At 64.8% G+C, this 17435-nt stretch carries 15 protein-coding genes and 1 pseudogene; 8 read left to right on the forward strand and 8 right to left on the reverse strand.

The genetic code is table 11. The features are described 5' to 3' along the window. Positions 1-176: 176 nt before the first annotated feature. From LTI14_RS09700 to LTI14_RS09725, 6 genes and pseudogenes are all read right to left on the reverse strand, one after another. On the reverse strand, positions 177-740 hold the full coding sequence (locus LTI14_RS09700; protein ID WP_241465674.1) for a DUF721 domain-containing protein: 564 nt from the start codon (positions 738-740) through the stop codon (positions 177-179). Next, complete coding sequence (gene recF, locus LTI14_RS09705; protein WP_241476385.1) at positions 727-1998, reverse strand: DNA replication/repair protein RecF; 1272 nt, start codon at positions 1996-1998, stop codon at positions 727-729. Before recF ends, LTI14_RS09700 begins: the two co-directional genes overlap by 14 nt. Before the next feature lie 20 nt (positions 1999-2018). Further along, positions 2019-3146, reverse strand: a complete 1128-nt coding sequence (gene dnaN / locus LTI14_RS09710) for a DNA polymerase III subunit beta (RefSeq protein WP_241465676.1) — start codon at positions 3144-3146, stop codon at positions 2019-2021. A 706-nt stretch (positions 3147-3852) separates the two neighbouring features. Then, positions 3853-5526 carry a chromosomal replication initiator protein DnaA gene (dnaA, locus tag LTI14_RS09715; protein WP_342357748.1) on the reverse strand — a complete coding sequence of 558 codons (1674 nt, stop codon included), beginning with the start codon at positions 5524-5526 and terminating at the stop codon, positions 3853-3855. A 101-nt stretch (positions 5527-5627) separates the two neighbouring features. Continuing rightward, entirely contained in the window at positions 5628-7301 is a 1674-nt protein-coding gene (locus tag LTI14_RS09720; RefSeq protein WP_241476386.1) for an ABC transporter permease, read from the reverse strand. Further along, positions 7298-8194, reverse strand: a pseudogene (locus tag LTI14_RS09725) (ABC transporter ATP-binding protein); the annotation flags it as partial. The pseudogene LTI14_RS09725 and the gene LTI14_RS09720, both read right to left, overlap by 4 nt. 330 nt (positions 8195-8524) lie before the next feature. Here LTI14_RS09725 and rpmH point away from each other — a divergent pair. From rpmH to LTI14_RS13350, 8 genes are all read left to right on the forward strand, one after another. Next, entirely contained in the window at positions 8525-8662 is a 138-nt protein-coding gene (rpmH, locus tag LTI14_RS09730; RefSeq protein ID WP_083504652.1) for a 50S ribosomal protein L34, read from the forward strand. A 176-nt stretch (positions 8663-8838) separates the two neighbouring features. Beyond that, on the forward strand, positions 8839-9234 hold the full coding sequence (rnpA, locus tag LTI14_RS09735) for a ribonuclease P protein component (RefSeq protein WP_241465679.1): 396 nt from the start codon (positions 8839-8841) through the stop codon (positions 9232-9234). Positions 9235-9248: 14 nt separating this feature from the next. Beyond that, positions 9249-9749, forward strand: coding sequence for a membrane protein insertion efficiency factor YidD (yidD, locus tag LTI14_RS13345; protein ID WP_446740387.1), 501 nt, complete (start codon positions 9249-9251; stop codon positions 9747-9749). Positions 9750-9817: 68 nt separating this feature from the next. Then, entirely contained in the window at positions 9818-10780 is a 963-nt protein-coding gene (gene yidC / locus LTI14_RS09745) for a membrane protein insertase YidC (protein WP_241465680.1), read from the forward strand. 5 nt (positions 10781-10785) lie between these two features. After that, positions 10786-11451, forward strand: coding sequence for a Jag family protein (locus LTI14_RS09750; RefSeq protein ID WP_241470798.1), 666 nt, complete (start codon positions 10786-10788; stop codon positions 11449-11451). Between the two features lie 81 nt (positions 11452-11532). After that, positions 11533-12282: a 16S rRNA (guanine(527)-N(7))-methyltransferase RsmG gene (gene rsmG, locus LTI14_RS09755; protein ID WP_241470797.1), complete on the forward strand. Its 750-nt coding sequence runs from the start codon at positions 11533-11535 to the stop codon at positions 12280-12282. Positions 12283-12532: 250 nt separating this feature from the next. Beyond that, positions 12533-13420, forward strand: coding sequence for a ParA family protein (locus LTI14_RS09760; RefSeq protein ID WP_274616131.1), 888 nt, complete (start codon positions 12533-12535; stop codon positions 13418-13420). A 1090-nt stretch (positions 13421-14510) separates the two neighbouring features. Continuing rightward, entirely contained in the window at positions 14511-15881 is a 1371-nt protein-coding gene (locus LTI14_RS13350) for a ParB/RepB/Spo0J family partition protein (RefSeq protein WP_241476388.1), read from the forward strand. Positions 15882-15989: 108 nt separating this feature from the next. Here LTI14_RS13350 and trxA read toward each other — a convergent pair whose 3' ends face one another. Further along, entirely contained in the window at positions 15990-16316 is a 327-nt protein-coding gene (trxA, locus tag LTI14_RS09770) for a thioredoxin (protein WP_241465685.1), read from the reverse strand. Between the two features lie 14 nt (positions 16317-16330). Then, a complete protein-coding gene (trxB, locus tag LTI14_RS09775; RefSeq protein WP_370642740.1) occupies positions 16331-17341 on the reverse strand; it encodes a thioredoxin-disulfide reductase in 1011 nt (336 codons plus the stop codon). Positions 17342-17435 lie beyond the last annotated feature (94 nt).

Consider the following 17435-nt stretch of genomic DNA (forward strand, 5'->3'; position numbering starts at 1 on the left):
GGCCGTCGCTCCAGTCTACCGCGCCATCGCCCCAGAATCGTATTTTTTGGACGCTGTGGACGCCCAGACTTCATGGTCAGCGGCCGGGGAACCGGCCTGGGACCATCTCGGGGATGCCCGGATGAGGTTGGGTTCCACTGGGTGGGCCCGAGCGCGGCATATCGCAGCCTGGCGTTTCAGCCATAGGTGTCTCGTGGGCCCCGACCGCGCACCGAATAGCGCCCCTTCTTCCAACTCGGCGCCGCGGGACCGCGGATCGAGAGACCGGTGACGATCCCCGGGCCGAGCTGAGTGTTGAACACGTCCATCAGCTGCGGCTGCATGAGCTTCAGGTTCGTGGCCCAGGCGGTGGAGTCGCAGAGGACCTCCACCACCCCGTTCTCGAACTTCTCCGGCTTGCAGTGCTGCGCGATGGCAGAGCCGACCAGCTGCTCCCAGCGTGCGATGACCGAGCCCACCGCGACAGGAGAGCTCCAGCCGCGGGTCTTGATGAGCCCCCCGACGACTCCGCCGAGCAGGTTCGGATCACGCCGGTCCGCCCCGGACTGCGATCCCCCGGTGCTCTTCCCCCGTGCCTGGGCCTCTTTGGCGCCGCTGCGCGGGTCACCGGCGAGCGAGGAGCCGCGCGGGATTCCGCGCATCCGATGCTCTCCGCGCCCGCGGGCCGCCGCGCGCATCCGGGCCAGCAGGATCTTGGCGGCGTCCTCATGATCGTGGAGCGGGTCCTCAATCTCGTTCATGGACGGTCACCTGGCTGATCTGATCCACCGATTCCACCCGTAGCGCGTTGCGCATGAGGCTGGCCGGTACGTCGTCGTCCACTGCCGCAGTCACGATGAGCTGCTCCGCCTCGGCGGCGAGTTCGGCGAGGCGCCGTCGACGCCGGGAGTCGAGCTCGGCGAACACGTCGTCGAGGATCAGCACCGGCTGGGCGCCTACACCGGGATCGTCGTCGACCATCACGCGGTACGCGGCCAGCCGCAGCGCCAGCGCGAAGGACCAGGTCTCTCCATGCGAGGCGAAGCCCTTGACCGGCACCTCGTCCAGGGTGAAGGCGATGTCGTCGCGGTGCGGACCCACCAGGGTGATGGCGCGATGCCGTTCTTCCCGCCGGGCTGCCCCGAGACGCTGAACCATCAGCGCCGCCAGCTCCTCGCGGGAGGCCGATTCCAGGGCCGAGACGTCGGCCGTCCCAGGCACGGTCGAGCTCCCGGCAGCCGCATCGGCGGCCGGTGCCCCCTCCGTGTCCGGGGCAGCGGCCATCTCGACGTCTGGATCCTCGTCGTTCGTGCCCGCGGCATCAAGGGAGCTGAGGTACTTCAGCCGCGCCGTGCGGACGCTGCCGGAGAGCTGCCCGTAGGCGGTCGCCGTGTGGGGACGAAGCGCCGTGAGCATCTCCAAACGGGCTTTGAGCAGGTGAGATCCTGCTTCGGAGAGCTGGTGGTCCCATACCGCGAGCGTGGACTCATGAGTGGCCGTGAACCCCTCATGGCGCAGCGACTTGAGCAGGGCGTTGCGCTGTTTGAGCACCTTCTCGTAGTCCAGGCGCACCCTGCCGAGCGCCGGACGCAGCTGCACCGCGAGATCATCCAGAAGCCGCCGCCGAACAGCGGGGGACCCCTTGATCAGCTCCAGATCCTCCGGAGCGAAGAGCACGGTGCGCAGGATCCCCAGCACATCGGTGGCCCGCACCGGGTTTCCGCGATTGATCCGGGCCCGGTTGCTGCGCCCCGGGTTGATCTCGACCTCGAGTCGCGCCTGCCGAGATCCTCGATGCGCATCGGCCCGGATGAAGGCCTGCTTCTCTCCATGTCGGACCAGGGGCCCGTCCTGGCTCACCCGGTGCGAGCTCAGCGTGGAGAGGTAGCCGATGGCTTCGGCGATGTTGGTCTTGCCCACCCCGTTGTACCCCAGCAGCACGTTGGGGCCAGGCTCCAATGTCAGCTGCGCGTGGGCGTAGCTGCGAAAGTCTGTGAGTGTGAGCTGTGAGATCCGCATGGTCTCCTGGGCTGCCAGGGCTACGGGTTGATCAGCCGCACCGGCATCAGCAGATACCGGAAGTCGATGGCCTTCTCGCCGTCGGCTTCGGCCTGACCGGTGATCATCGCCGGCTTGGGCGCCGAGACGAAGGAGAAGCGCAGGAACTCGGTGTCGATGACGCTGAGCCCTTCGTTGAGGTATGCCGGGTTGAATCCGACGGTGATCGCCTCACCGGTGAGTGTGGCGGGGATGACCTCGGAGGCGGAGGCCGCGTCGTCGACTCCTGCGTCGAGGATGACCTCGTTGTCCTGGGTGAACTGCAGCCGCACGTGGCCATTGCGTTCGGAGACCAGGGAGACGCGGCGGGCCGCCTCGATGAACTCTGCGGTGTTGACCACGGCGTGGATAGGGGTCTCTTCCGGGAACAGCTGCCGGATCTTCGGATAGTCCCCGTCGACCAGCACAGAGGTGGTCCGCCGCCCGCCGGAGGAGAAGCCGACCAGCTCGGCGGTCTCGGAGAGCGCGATCTGCAGGGATCCGGCCCCGGCGAGGGACTTCGCCACGTCGTTCAGCGTCTTGGCCTTGATCAGCACCGAGGTCGAGATCTCGGGGTCCGCCGGGGACCAGTTGATCTCTCGCATGGCAAGCCGGTAGCGGTCAGTCGCCAGGAAGGTGATGGTGTCACCCTCGATCTCGACCTTCACGCCGGTGAGGATCGGCAGCGTGTCGTCCTTCGACGCCGCGGTGATCACCTGGGAGACCGCACGGGCGAATGCCGCACCGTCCACGGTGCCGGCGAGCTCCGGCATGCCAGGGAGCTCAGGATACTCGTCCACCGGCATGGTGGAGAGGGTGAACTTCGAGGATCGGCAGGTCAGCTGGACGCGTGCGTCCTGCAGATGCACGGTGACCGGGGCGTTCGGCAGGGATTTCACGATGTCATTGAGAAGCCGCCCTGAGACGAGGATCGTCCCGGACTGCTGCACGTCCGCCTCGATGTGCAGCTGGGCGGAGATCTCATGGTCGAAGCTGGAGATGGTGACGGTCTGATCAGCCGCGGTGATGTGCAGCCCTGCCAGGACCGGCGCCGGGGGTCGGGGAGACAGCGAACGGGCAGCCCAAGAGACTGCTTCGGAAAGAACGTCCCGCTCAACAGTGAACTCCACTGATCCCTGCCCTTCTTGTGGCTCATCGACAGCCCAGTGCGCAATGTCAAGCATCTGGTGGCTGTGTCGAGTGTCGAGCTTACCTGCAAGAGCGCGGCAGAAGCCAGCAAAGATCTCAGCGACCACCATATGAGCCCCATGGCGGGTCATCAGCCACAAGATCTGGGATCCGAGGATCAGACCGAGACATCGTCGGGGCCGAGGATCTCAAAGATCGTGGCGGTGGGTGTTTTCCGGCTGGATCCTCGTTTCAGCGAGCCAGGTGATTGTTCTCTGTCATTTAAAGGGTTAAGGGTCAGAAGTGTTAACAGGTGCTGTGGAATCTGTGGATAACCGCCTCCTTCGCCTGCCCTGTCCGAGATCCTCTGTGCACCCAGCGGTGGACCGCCGTCGCTTCCGCTGTGCACCGGCAGTGGAGATTCGAAGAGGGTCCAAGAGGCCGTTCCCCAGGTATAGCGCGGTTATCCACAGAAAAGTCGGCTTCTGCACCGTTTCGTGCACTGTTTTATCCACAGCTGTTAACAAGAATCGGGAAAACTCCACCGGTGCCTGTGGATATGTGGGAAAACCTGTGGAGATCGACGCTGTCAACTTCCCTGAATCCCAACCAGCACACGAAATGACAACGGTGTGAGTTGTGGAGCAGGAGCTTCTCCACAGGTGTCAGGGACGAGCTTGACTTAACTCAGGTCATTCTGCGGGTGGATCAGCGCTGTTGTTTGATCTTGTTGGTCAGTTCTGTGACCTGGTTGAAGACGGCCCGACGTTCGGCCATCAGCTCACGGATCTTTCGTTCGGCATACATCACGGTGGTGTGGTCGCGGCCGCCGAGTGCCTGACCGATCTTGGGCAGCGACATCTCGGTGAGCTCGCGCAGCAGGTACATGGCGATCTGACGCGCCGTCACCAGGGTCCGATTGCGTGACTTCGAGGTCAGCTCCTCGACCGTGAAGTTGTAGTAGTCCGCGGTGGCATTGATGATCTGCTCGGAGGTGATCTCCTGGGCGTGGTCATCGGAGATCAGATCCCGCATGACCTGCTCTGCAAGCGACAGATCCACCGCCTGCTTGTTCAGCGCGGCGTACGCGGTGACTCGGATCAGCGCACCCTCGAGCTCACGGATGTTGGTGGAGATCTTGGAACCGATGTATTCGAGCACATCGTCGGGACAGGAGAAGTTCTCCGCCGTGGCCTTCTTGCGCAGAATCGCGATGCGCGTCTCGAGCTCAGGCGGCTGGATATCGGTGATCAGGCCCCACTCGAACCGTGACCGGAGCCGCTCCTCGAAGCCGGAGAGCTGCTTGGGCGGCAGGTCCGAGGTGATGACGACCTGCTTGTTGTTGTTGTAGAGGGTGTTGAAGGTGTGGAAGAACTCCTCCACCGTGCGTTCCTTGTCGGCGAGGAACTGGATGTCGTCGAGGAGCAGGATGTCCACATTGCGATAGAGGTGCTTGAAGCTGGCGCCCTCGTCATCGCGGATGGAGTTGATGAAGTCGTTGGTGAACTCCTCCGAGTTCACGTAGCGCACCCGGATGCCGGAATACAGCCGTTGGGCGTAGTGCCCTATGGCGTGGAGCAGATGGGTCTTGCCCAGCCCGGAGTCGCCGTAGATGAACAGCGGGTTGTAGGCCTTCGCGGGAGCTTCTGCCACGGCGTTCGCGGCCGCATGGGCGAACCTGTTCGAAGAGCCGATGACGAAGGTGTCGAAGGTGTAGCGCGGGTTCAGCCGGGAGGTCTCGTAGGACTCACCGCCGCCGCTGGCGGTGAAGGATTCTGCCGGGGCCGGACGGCTCGGACGGCGCTCGACGAGGCGCTGCTCGCGCTGCGTCGGCTCGGGGCGTTCATACTGCGAATAATCCGTGGGCGGGAAGCTCGGCTGACCGAACTCGTCACGTTCGCGGCCCGAACCGATGCCTCGGCGCTCCGGTGCACGCTCGACGCGGTCGTAGGGCGCCGCGTCTGCGGCGAGTCCCCGCCGCGGCTGTTCGACGACCGTCTCACTGGGGTAGAGATCATCCACGGCGGTGGAGGAGGCAGAAGCGGCCGAGGGCGCCGAGGGAGCGGCGCTGTCGATGGTGTGTTCGCGCTGACGCTGAGACATCTCAGGATCGATCACGTAGGCGCAGAGGACCTCCCTGCCGAACACTGTGCGCAGCGCGTCGCTGAGCTGAACAGTCAGAGTCGCCTGCATCAGTTCGCGAACCCGCTCGTGGGGGACTGCCACCGTCAGCAGCAGCGTCTCGCCGAGGAGCTGTTCCCCCTGCGGGACTGCTCGTCCCACATCAGTGAGGTTCAGGGCTCCGATGCCATGGTTCTCACGGAGCTCTGCGAGCACCTGCTGCCACTGGCGCGGCACATCGATCTCTGACTCAGCAGGCACGCTGCTCCCCTCGTATACATCGGTGAAATTCTGCCCATAGTATTCCACAGCTTCTGTGGAGAGGCCTGTGGAACAACTCTGTGCTTCCGCGTCATTGCAGGTCAGCCGCTGGGGATCTCTCGGCGGTGCCAGCCTGTGAATCCCAGGAGGATCCCGCCCACTCCGATGGCGCTGAGCCAGATCACCGGACCCCATTCGAAAGCCTCCACCGGGTACTGCGCGAGGTGTCCGAACACGTTGAGCTCGAAGAAGATCTCCGGCAGATGCAGGAGCGGACCGAAGTTTGTGATCACGGCCGCGTAGCCGAGAACGGTCCAGCCCAGCACCCCGGCGAACCGAGGCGCCCAGCCGTATGCGGCGAACGTCAGTCCCAGCACAGCCAGGACGGCGGGCCCCTGATGCAGACTGGCCAGCAGAATGTCGGTGAAGTGATCACCGGGCTCATCCGCGAGCACGGCCACGGCCGCTGCACCTGTGGCCAGGCCGGTGAGCACCAGCATGATGCTGAGTCCGCCGAGGATCACGGCGAGGTGCGCACCGAGCCAGCGAGTCCGGCTCAGCGGAGCGCTGAGAATCCACTCTGCTCGCCCGTGCTTCTCCTCACCACGCAGCTGTTGGACCCCGCCGACTCCCGCGGCGGCGACGAAGAGTGCCAGAAACATCGCCATATAGGCCAGATATCCCAGCAGCACAGTCTCTCCGCTGAAGAAGCTGCGGAACTCTTCGGGCAGGTCCGCGGCGGTGTCGACCATGGATTGGGCGTAGCTGCCGAAGAGCGCTCCACAGAGGACGACTGCAATCCCCCAGCCGCGCAGACCGCCGCGAAGGGTGTGCGTCGCCACACCTAGGGGTGTCGCCAGCCGGGGCCGAGCCCTGGACCTGCCGAGCCGGGAGGGCAGCAGCCCGGCCCCGAGATCGCGCCGGGTGCTCAGCTCGTACGCGCCGAGGACTGCTGCGGCGGCCAGCGCCAGACAGGGCAGCAGCGGCCACCAGCGATCTTCGACGTAGGGGGCGGTCTGCTGGGACCAGCCGAGGGGGGAGAACCAGGACAGCGTGGTTCCCTCGACGGCCGCCATGTCACCGAGCATCCGGATCAGGTACGCCAGCCCCAGCAGGGCACCGGTGAGTGCGGAGGCCGAACGGGAGGTCTCGGTCAGCTGGGCGGCGAGAGCCGCCGCGGCGGCGAAGAAGAGTCCGACGGATGCCCCGGAACCGGCCACCAGCAGCGACCCTGTCAGCGCGAACCCACCGGAGAGCGCACCGAGGAGCACCAGCGCCGCCGCCGCTGCATTGGCCAGCAGCACCAGAATCAGCGCCGCGGTGAGCGTGGCGTGCCGACCCAGCACATCGGCACGCAGAAGCTCCGCCCTGCCGGAGGCCTCTTCGGCGCGCGTGTGCCGAACCACGGTGAACATGCTCATCAGAGCGGTGAGGATGTAGATGAACAGCACATAGCCGGCCGCATAGAAGCGCTCGAAGGTGGGTGACTCCATGCCGTAGGCCGGACCAGTCATCAGCCGTCCGACCGGCTCCGCGAACAGCCCCGCCATCTGGGCCAGCTCCGCCTCGTCGGTCACCAGTGCTTGGACAGCGTTGGCCACGTAGAAGCTCATCAGCCCGATGCCCACCACCCAGAGGCTCAGCCGAACCCGGTCCTGACGCAGCAGAAACCGCAGCAGGACGCCGGTGCCGACCAGGCTCGCCTGGGTTTGACCGCTGGTGCTGCCGGACCTGTTGCCGGACCTGTTGGAGGACCGGGCCTGCGCCGTCGTCATGGTGCTGAAGTCTTGGAGACGGAGTTGCTGGAGGCGGAAGGACCGGACTCCGGGATCACTCCGTAGTGCCGAATCAGGAGCTGTTCGAGCGTCGGAGGATGGGCGACGAGAGACTGCACGCCCAGGGATGCCAGGTGCGCGGTGATCTGCGCCAGCTGGTCGCTGTCGACCTCCAGGACAGTGCGGCTGGCACCGGCGGTGGTCTTCATGCGCAGATCATGAACCCCTTCGAGCTGCTGGAGGTCGGCGGTGGAGCCCTGGGTCTCGACCTCGATCGTGGTGCGGGTCATGTGGCGCATCTGCGAGAGACTGCCAGATTCAACGGTGCGGCCCTGACGAATGATGGAGATCCGGTCCGCGAGGGCCTCGACCTGCGCCAGGATATGGCTCGAGAGCAGCACCGACCGGCCCTCCCGCCGGGTCTCGGCGATGATCTGTTGAAAGACCACCTCCATCAGCGGATCCAGTCCTGAGGTCGGCTCGTCGAGGAGCAGGAGGTCGACGTCGGCCGCCAGGGCCGCGATGAGCGCCACCTTCTGCCGGTTGCCCTTGGAGTAGGTGCGGGTCTTCTTGCGAGGGTTCAGACCAAAGCGCTCGATCAGCTCGTCGCGGCGCCGGGTCACATGCCTGGATCCTGCGTCGCGACTGCGCAGCCGCAGGAACACGTCGATCACCTCGCCGCCGGAGAGGTTGGGCCAGAGCTGCACCTCCCCGGGGACGTAGGCCAGGCGGCGATGCAGGGACACCGCGTCCCGCCACGGGTCTCCGCCGAAGACCCTGACCGTTCCGGAGTCTGGACGAAGCAGGCCCAGCAGCACACGCAGCGTCGTAGATTTTCCGGACCCGTTGGGCCCCAGGAAGCCGTGGACCTCGGCCGGGTTGATCTGCAGCGACAGCTTGTCCAGGGCGAGGACATCGCCGAATGACTTTGTGAGGTCCTCCACCTGGATCACGGGATCATGACCAGTCATGCCCAATCCTTTCGGCACCCCGACCGGCGCCGGGAGGTCCACCATAGGTCAGCCCGAACCCCTGGCCAATGGGTCACAACCCGGTTTATGCACAGTGTTCTGCACAGCTGTTGATGGCCGAATCGGGGCCGACTTGACGGCGGATGGAAAAAACCCCTAGTGTTGGCAGGTCGCCCCAGGGTATTGCCGTGCCTGCACGCAGATACTTTCCGGGGCCCCAATGACTTCAAACCATCCAAGTGGGAGTACACAGTGAGCAAGCGGACTTTCCAGCCGAGCAACCGCCGTCGCAGCCGCAAGCACGGCTTCCGTTCCCGTATGCGCACCCGTGCCGGCCGATCCATCATCTCGACCCGCCGCGCCAAGGGCCGCAAGGAACTCTCGGCCTGATTCAGAGCAATTCACGCTGACCAATTGGTCAGCCGGTCCGAGCGCACAGCTGCAGGACCGACACCGCGGCCCGTCCCATCAATCAGGGATCGGGCCGTTCGTGCATCCACGCACGGGTGCACGCCCGAGGACATCCAGCGCACCATATCGTCCGCACCGAAGGAAGGTCACCAGCTGTGCTTCCCAAGGAACACCGTCTGACCTCCTCCCGAGATCATCGCGCCGCGATGCGACACGGGTCGCGCGCCGGCGGCAGCGGGCTCATGGTCTCGGTCCTGCCGCGCCCGGATGACGCTGCGGTGGATCACCGGTCCTGGCGCTGCGGGCTGGTCGTGTCCAAAGCCGTGGGCAATGCTGTGGTGCGACATCGCGTCCAGCGACGACTGCGACACATCGTGATGGACCTGATGCGCCAAGAGGCGCTCGAGCCCGTTTCAGGGCACTCGCTGGACATCGTGATCCGCGCCTTCCCTGAGATCACGGCCCTGGACCACCCGCAGCTGCGCGCCGAGGTGCTCGGAGCAGCCCAGCGCGCCCAGCGGAAGTCGCTGCGCAGGGCGGCCCGGACGTGAACGATGCTCCAGATGTGAATGAGACCTCGCACCCGGACGAGGCTTCGGACCCGGAGGAGGCTTCGGACCACGAGGGCCCCCAGGGTCACCGCGCAGGCAGCGCGGGCTGGGTCCGACACCGAGACTTCTACGTGGACAAGGGGGAGTCTCCCGGTCTTCCCGCATCGACAGTCACCGAGGCCGAGCTGCGCCGCGGATGCTGGGGGTGGATCCGCGCGGCGCCCTCCATCGTGCTGGCCTGGCTGCTGCGGGGATACCGCAAAGTCATCTCTCCCCTGTACGGTCAGGTGTGCAGCTTCTATCCGAGCTGCTCCGCCTACGGGTTGGAAGCGGTGACCGCTCACGGGGTCACCCGCGGCATTCCACTGACCCTCTGGCGGATTCTGCGCTGCAATCCCTTCACCGGTGGTGGAGTCGACCCGGTTCCACCCACGGCAAGGATTTGGCCGCAGGGTGGAGTACCGACGATCATAGAGACAAACCACCCCCCTATACCCCGCGGCGACGATGACTGATGCCATCGTCGCCCTCGAGCCGGCAGGCTGCTTTCGCATGACGCCTGGCCACGACATCTGAGAGATCCATGGGCTTTTTCGACACAATCATGTGGCCCTTCACCTGGGCCGTCTCCTTCATCCTGAGCACCTTCCACGGTCTTCTGACCGCGGTGGGACTGCCGTTCGACTCAGGATGGAACTGGGTGCTGTCCATCGTCCTGCTGGTGCTCGTGATCCGCATCATCCTGATCCCGCTGTTCGTCAAGCAGATCAAGTCGCAGCGCGGCATGCAGATCATCCAGCCCGAGGTGCAGAAGCTCCAGGCCAAGTACAAGGGCAAGAAGGACCCGGTCTCGCGCCAGCAGATGGCGCAGGAGCAGCAGGCGCTGTTCAAACAGCACAACGTGAACCCGTTCATGACGTGCCTGCCGCTGCTCGCGCAGATGCCGATCTTCTTCGCACTGTTCTGGATGCTCAACCGGATGCGAGAGGAGCAGAACCAGGCCGAGGGCTACGGCGCGCTCAGCGCGGCAGAGGTCCAGAGCTTCGACGGTTCGGAGATCTTCGGCGTCGGGATGTCGGACATCTTCCTCCCGGCCTTCAACGTGGACCCCACACGCTGGGACGTCATCGCGCTGACCTCGGTCATGATCGTGGCCATGGTCGCCACGCAGTTCTTCACGCAGAAGCAGCTGATGAGCAAGAACATGTCCGAAGCGGCCCTGACCGGACAGTTCGCACAGACCCAGAAGATGATGCTCTACGTGCTGCCCCTGGTCTTCGTGGTCGGCGGCGTGAACTTCCCCGTCGGCGTGCTCGTCTACTGGACGGCCACCAACTTCTGGACCATGGGTCAGCAGTGGTGGGTCATCCGCAACAACCCGACGCCCGGGTCGCTGGCGGAGAAGGAACTCAACCTGCGCCGCGCGGCGCGCGGACTGCCGCCCTTCAATGAGGCGCCCAAGCCCGCTGCCGAGCAGCCCAAGCCGACTGGAAAGCACCTGGGGCAGACTTCCCAGCCTGCAAAGAAGAAGAAGAGGAAGAAGTAGCAGCCATGAGCGAGAACGAGACCCAGCTGAGCGAGACGGACGCCCCCGAGCAGGACTCGACCCCCGAGCAGGATGCGCCGTCTGAACAGCAGCACAGCGCCGCCGCAGCGGGTCAAGCCGCTCCGGTGAGCGACGAGGCCGCCGAGGCCCCCAGCGACGATGCAGAGGCCCCCAGGGATGATGCTGAGGGCGACAAGCCCGCCGCTGGAGGTGCCACCGACGAGGGTGACATCGCCGCTGACTATCTCGAAGAGCTGCTGGACATCGTTGATCTGGACGGTGACATCGACATCGAGGTCCGCGGGGGACGCACGTACGTCTCCATCGTGACCGAAGACGGCGGCGAAGAGCTCGATGACCTCGTCGGACACCGCGGCGAGGTCCTCGATGCGCTGCAGGAGCTGACTCGGCTCGCCGTGCTCACCGCCACCGGCGAGCGGACTCGGCTGATCCTGGACATCGCGGGACACCGCGACCAGCGCCAGGAGGAGCTCAAGGAGCAGGCCGAGAGCGCGATCGCCAAGGTCAGGGACCGGGGCGAGGACGAGCACCTGGAACCGATGAGTGCCTATGAGCGCAAGATCGTCCATGACTTCGTCGCCGACTCTGGACTCATCAGCGAGTCCGAGGGTGAAGGCAAGCGCCGCCACGTGGTCATCTCACCGGCCTGAGCGCGTCCATCTGCCGCTGGCGTCTGATACGCCGCAGCTCAGAACAGCCGAGGATCCGGTTCTTCCCCCAAGGAGCAAGTCATGAGTGAGCCCCAGGACGACCGCGAAGCAGCCATCGCCGAGCAGATCAACGACGCCCAGCTCGGTGAGCCGGAGGTCCCCGGACAGGGACCGTCGCTCGAGGCTCCCGAGCTCACCGAGCAGGAGCAGCGCGCTGCAGAGACGCTCTTCGGTGAGCGCCTGGACCTGGCGAAGCGGTACGTGGGACACCTGTGCTCCACCGGCATCGAGCATGGCCTGCTCGGTCCGCGGGAGGTACCCATCATGTGGTCGCGGCATGTGCTCAACTGCGCTGTGCTGGGCCCTGAGCTGTCGGCAGGGACCACGGTCGCCGACGTCGGCACAGGGGCGGGCCTTCCAGGCCTCGCCCTGGCCATCGCGCGCCCCGACGTCGAGTTCATTCTGATCGAACCCATGGAACGCCGAGTCGAGTGGCTCAGCACCGTGGTCCAGGATCTCGAGCTCGACAACGTCCAGCTCATCCGGGCACGCGCTGAGGAAGTCACTGACGAGGTCATGGCCGATGTGGTCACCGCTCGCGCCGTGACAGCACTAAAAAAGCTTTTGCCCATGACGGTTCCGCTGCTCGATGACGACGGCGAGCTGATGCTCATCAAGGGACGCAGCGCCCGTGGGGAGATCGCCGCGGCCGGAAAGTCTTTCAGCAAGCACAAGCTGGCAAACCCCACCGTCGAGCTTCTCGGCGAGGGCCTCCTTGAGGAGCCCAGCACGGTGGTGCGTTGCCGCCGTCGGTCCGCCGGACCGCGCTAGCTTCGGCTCATCCAGGGTCCTGCTCGACCCCATGCCGCTCCAAAGGCGCGGGGGGTGCCAGGTGACGGCAGTGGCCTAGACTCGTATCTGTGCCCACGCCGCGGTCTCTCCGGGGTGATGGGCACCGCCAGGTGCTCCAGTCATGACGAGGAAAGGATGGCCCGTGCAGGAGAAGCGCGTTTCACGTGAAACCAGTGGTGCCGCCAAGGCCGCCGAAGCAGCCGCGAGCACTGCAGAGGGCTCTTCGATCCTGGAGTCCCTCGCCGCGTCCTCTCCCCTGGCCGCTGAACTCGCGGACGAGAATCGCCGACGCAAGAAACTCACGACCACTGAGTTGAACCGCCCCAGCCACACCCGGGCCATCACCGTCTCCAATCAGAAGGGCGGGGTCGGCAAGACCACAAGCACCGTGAACCTGTCCGCCGCACTGGCCGATCAGGGATTCAACGTGCTGGTGATCGACATCGACCCGCAGGGAAACGCCTCCACAGCCCTGGGCGTGGATCACTCGGCGGACACCGATTCCGTCTACGACGTGCTGATCGAGGATTTCGCCCTCGCCGATGTCGTCGCTGACTGCCCGGACGTGCCTCGACTCCAAGTGGTGCCGGCCACGATCCACCTCGCCGGTGCCGAGATCGAGCTGGTCTCCCTGGTTGCTCGGGAACAGCGGCTCGCCCGCGCGCTCGCCGAGTACTACCGGTATCGCGAGGAGAACGGCCTCGAGCGACTCGACTTCGTCTTCATCGACTGTCCCCCCAGCCTCGGACTGTTGACTGTGAACGCCTTCGTCGCCGCCCAGGAAGTCCTGATTCCGATCCAGTGTGAGTACTACGCGCTGGAGGGGCTGAGTCAGCTGTTGAACAACATCGGCATGATCCAGAAGCACCTGAATCCGCCTCTGAAGGTCTCCACGATTCTTCTGACGATGTATGACGGTCGCACAAACCTGGCATCCCAGGTCGCGGGAGAAGTGCGCGAGCATTTCCCCGAGTCGGTGTTGAAATCCGTCATTCCGCGCAGTGTGCGCATCTCCGAGGCTCCTTCGTACCAGCAGACGGTGATCACCTACGACCGCTCCTCCACCGGCGCCCTGGCCTACCTTGAGGCCGCTGCTGAGCTCGTGCAACGCTCCTGACCTGGAACGATTGTTGTTTCTGAGCAGTCTTTACTGTGGTGCGTGACCGAATCTCGCGCTCGTGGCGCGGCGATTCGACTACCCTGTTTCACGTGAAACGCCCTTTGACCCTCACGCGCATGCTCTAGTTCCTGCGCTGGTCACTGCGGTGCACCGTGGATCCCTGGGACCCCGACGACCGTCGGTGTGTCTCCAAGGAGTCAGCCGGGCGGTCTGGCGAATCATCAACCGACACTGATCAGCTCGCGCGTCTTGGAGGCCGAGAATCAGCGGCTCTTGTGCCCACGACGATGCGATCTGCGTTCGTTTCACGTGAAACCCATGCATGTCTGAGCCAGGCTGCCCTGTCTCAGGCAGTCGATGGGCGGTGTGGCTTCATGTGGAACACGCAGACGGCAAGTTGGACCGGCGTCACTGTTCGGCTGGGATCCTCGCTGCCGTGACCACCGGTTGGCTCGCGACCAGCGACCCGCCCGGGCAGAACAGCAGAAGACGCTGACGATCGTGCCGCGCCAGGGGCGCCTGCGCGCGTTTCACGTGAAACCAGCCCGTGGAAGTGTTCTACTCTCTCGACCGTCCCGCCGCGAATACGTTTCACGTGGAACATGCCGAAGATTCTTCGGACGGCTGAGCCTCATTCGTCCGAGGGTCGACGCACTGGAGTCCAGGAGGTTCCATTGGTGGCGTCGAGAAGGGTTCTGCCACCCGGATCTCTGACTGCAACGCTGCGATCCGGTATTCGGCGGCGTTTCACGTGAAACCAGCCCCGCAGCGCACTCGTTTCCCATAACTGCAGCGACAATGGGGTGTTTCACGTGGAACACGCCGACCGGATGATGGATGCCAGGGTCTTGTCAGGCCGACGGATGGACTGCTGAGCGCAAAGAAGGCCATCAGCTGGGTCTGAACAGGGGCTATACAGCTGACCTTCTCGACTCGAACGCCGCGTTCCGCCGATGCGCGGCGTTTCACGTGAAACTCCCACCCATTACCCCTCGCTTGGCCCATCCGCACCTGTTTGCTCCGTAGAATAGATGTCGCCGCCATTCACACTGAGCGGTTCCAGTTCTATCTCCTAGGAGGCTGCCGAATGGCAGAACGAAAGCGGCGCGGTCTTGGTCGAGGCTTGGGCGCACTGATCAATAGTGACGCTCAGGAAGCGGAAGCAGCCCAGGCAGCCCAGGCAGCCCAGCCGGCCCAGCCGGCCCAGCCGGCTGAGGTCGTCGAACCGGTTCGGGAGACGGAGGCGACTGAAGACGCGGAATCGGTCGCTCCGAGCGACTCATGGGAACCTGCCCAGCAGGTTTCACGTGAAACGCGCGAGTCGCGCCCCGCTGCTCCTCGCCCCATCGACGTGTTCTTCTCGGCGAAGGCAGACCTCGATAGACAGGTCATTGCCCGGGAATCAGCCACGATCTCCAAGCCAGGCACGACGTCGCGTCGCGCGACGGCTGGTCAGCGGGCACCGATGCCAGATGTGCTGTCCCGAGCGGGTGCCAAGCCTGCCGCCGCGAAGCCTGCTGCAGCCACGGATCCACGCTCGACTGCTGAGCAGCACGTCGGCGAGGAAACGGGTCCCACAGCCGCAGTCGAGACCGCATCTGTGCCGGAGGGGGCCTGGACCAGCTCTGTTTCACGTGAAACCGGCGGATCTGTCGACGGTGCAGAGTTTCGATCCATCTCGGTCGACGCCATCGTGCCGAACCCGCGTCAGCCGCGTCAGGAATTCGACGAAGAGCACATGGATGAGTTGATCCACTCCATTCGCGAAATCGGTGTGCTGCAGCCCATCGTGGTGCGTCCGGCGGGTCCTGATCACTTCGAACTGGTCATGGGCGAGAGACGCTGGCGAGCCTCGAAGGCCGCAGACCGCGAGACGGTCCCGGCGATTGTCCGGATGACCGCCGACGACGACCTTCTCCGCGACGCTCTTTTAGAGAATATCCACAGATCACAGCTCAATCCCTTGGAGGAAGCAGCTGCATATCGTCAACTTCTCGATGATTTCAACTGTACCCAGGACGAACTTGCCGAGCGCATCGGCCGGTCTCGCCCGCAGATCAGCAACACCCTTCGGCTGATGAAGCTCCCCCCCGGCGTGCAGCGGCGAGTCGCCGCCGGGGTCCTCTCCGCGGGACATGCGCGCGCTCTGCTGGGGCTGAAGTCTCAGGAGCAGATGGATCAGCTGGCCGGACGGATCGTGGCGGAGGGACTCTCGGTGCGCGGCACAGAAGAAGCCGTGACGCTTGCGCAGCGCGATCTGGGCAGCGGCGATCTCGGCCGTGAGCGGGCGAAGAGTCCGCGGGTGCGCCAGCTGGAGGAGTTCTCCGACGCCCTGACCGATCGATTGGACACCCAGGTCAAGATCACCCTGGGGGCGAAGAAGGGCCGGATCGCCATCGACTTCGGCTCCATCGACGATCTGCACCGCTTGATGGAGATGATCGGTTCTCGTTCATGAAGTCCGAGTCTTGATGAGCCGGCCGGGTTTCACGTGAAACAGGTGGGGCCCGGAACGCTGATGCGTTCCGGGCCCCACCTGTTCGGCCTCACGAAGTGCGACGAGCGCCTACTTCAGCAGGTCGGCGAATTCCTGCTCCAGGACCTGCTTCGGCTTGGCGCCGATGGAGGACTGGACATGCTCGCCGCCCTTGAAGGCGTAGACAGCGGGGATCGACGTGATCCCGAACTTCGCGGCGGTGCCTGGGTTCTCATCCACGTTGACCTTGACGACCTCGATCTTCTCGGGGTTCTCAGCGGCCAGTTCCTCGAGGATCGGGGTCAACATGCGGCAAGGGCCGCACCATTCGGCCCAGAAGTCCACGAGGACCGGCTTATCGGCCTTCAGGACGTCCTGCTCGAAGCTTGCATCGGTGACGTTCTTGAGATCTGACATAGAGATCTCCTTCCTTAGAGCGGTACAGGTGAGGTGTGAGTCTGGGGGGAGGGCACTTCGGCCGCGTCGGAGTTCAGCGTGTCCGCGAGCCAGTGCTCGACGTCGAGGGCAGCCACACAGCCAGAACCTGCGGCCGTGATCGCCTGACGATAGGTCGGATCGAGGACGTCGCCGGCGGCGAAGACGCCGGGCAGCGAGGTCCTGGAGCTGCGTCCGTCGACCCATGCCGTGCCGTCCTCGGTCAAGGTGATCTGATCTTTGAAGAGCTCCGTGCGTGGGTCATGACCGATAGCGACGAAGAGACCTGTCACATCCAGGGATGAGGGTGCGCCGGTGGTGGTGTCGCGAAGGATCAGGCGGCTGACCTTGCCTTCACCTTGGACCTCGGTGACCTCGGTGTTCCAGATGAATTCGATCTTCTCGTTGGCCTTGGCCCGATCGATCATGATCTGTGAGGCGCGCAGCTCCTGTCGGCGGTGCAGGACAGTGACCTTGGAGGCGAACTTGGTCAGGAACAGCGCCTCTTCCATGGCGGAATCGCCGCCGCCGACCACGGCGATGTTCTGATCCCGGAAGAAGAACCCGTCGCACGTCGCGCACCAGCTGACTCCGTGGCCGGAGAGCGCCTTCTCGCCGGGCACGCCCAGCTCACGGTAGGCCGAGCCGGTGGCGAGCACCACCGCGCGGGAATGCAGCACGTCTCCGGCGCCCGTGGTGATCTGCTTGATCGGCCGGTCCAGGAGAAGCTCGGTGGCGTCCTCGTGGCGAATGTCGGTTCCGAAGCGTCGGGCCTGTTGTTCCATGTTCATCATGAGGTCCGGGCCCATGATGCCGTCGGGGAAGCCGGGGAAGTTCTCCACGTCGGTGGTGTTCATCAGCTCCCCTCCGGCGGTCACAGAGCCGGTGAGCATGATGGGCTTGAGGTTTGCGCGAGCCATGTAGACGGCCGCGGTGTAGCCAGCAGGGCCGGAGCCGATGATGACCACGTCGTGAACCTGGTCAGGGGTCTGTTCAGTCACAATCACATGTCCTTAGCAACGGTCGTGGTGTCTGGAATATTGAACATCATCGATGTTCAACCTATTCCATCACCCGCCAGCCTACTGGAGCGATGCGCGG

This window comes from Nesterenkonia sp. YGD6 (assembly GCF_022565895.1).
In the GTDB taxonomy this organism is placed as follows: domain Bacteria; phylum Actinomycetota; class Actinomycetes; order Actinomycetales; family Micrococcaceae; genus Nesterenkonia.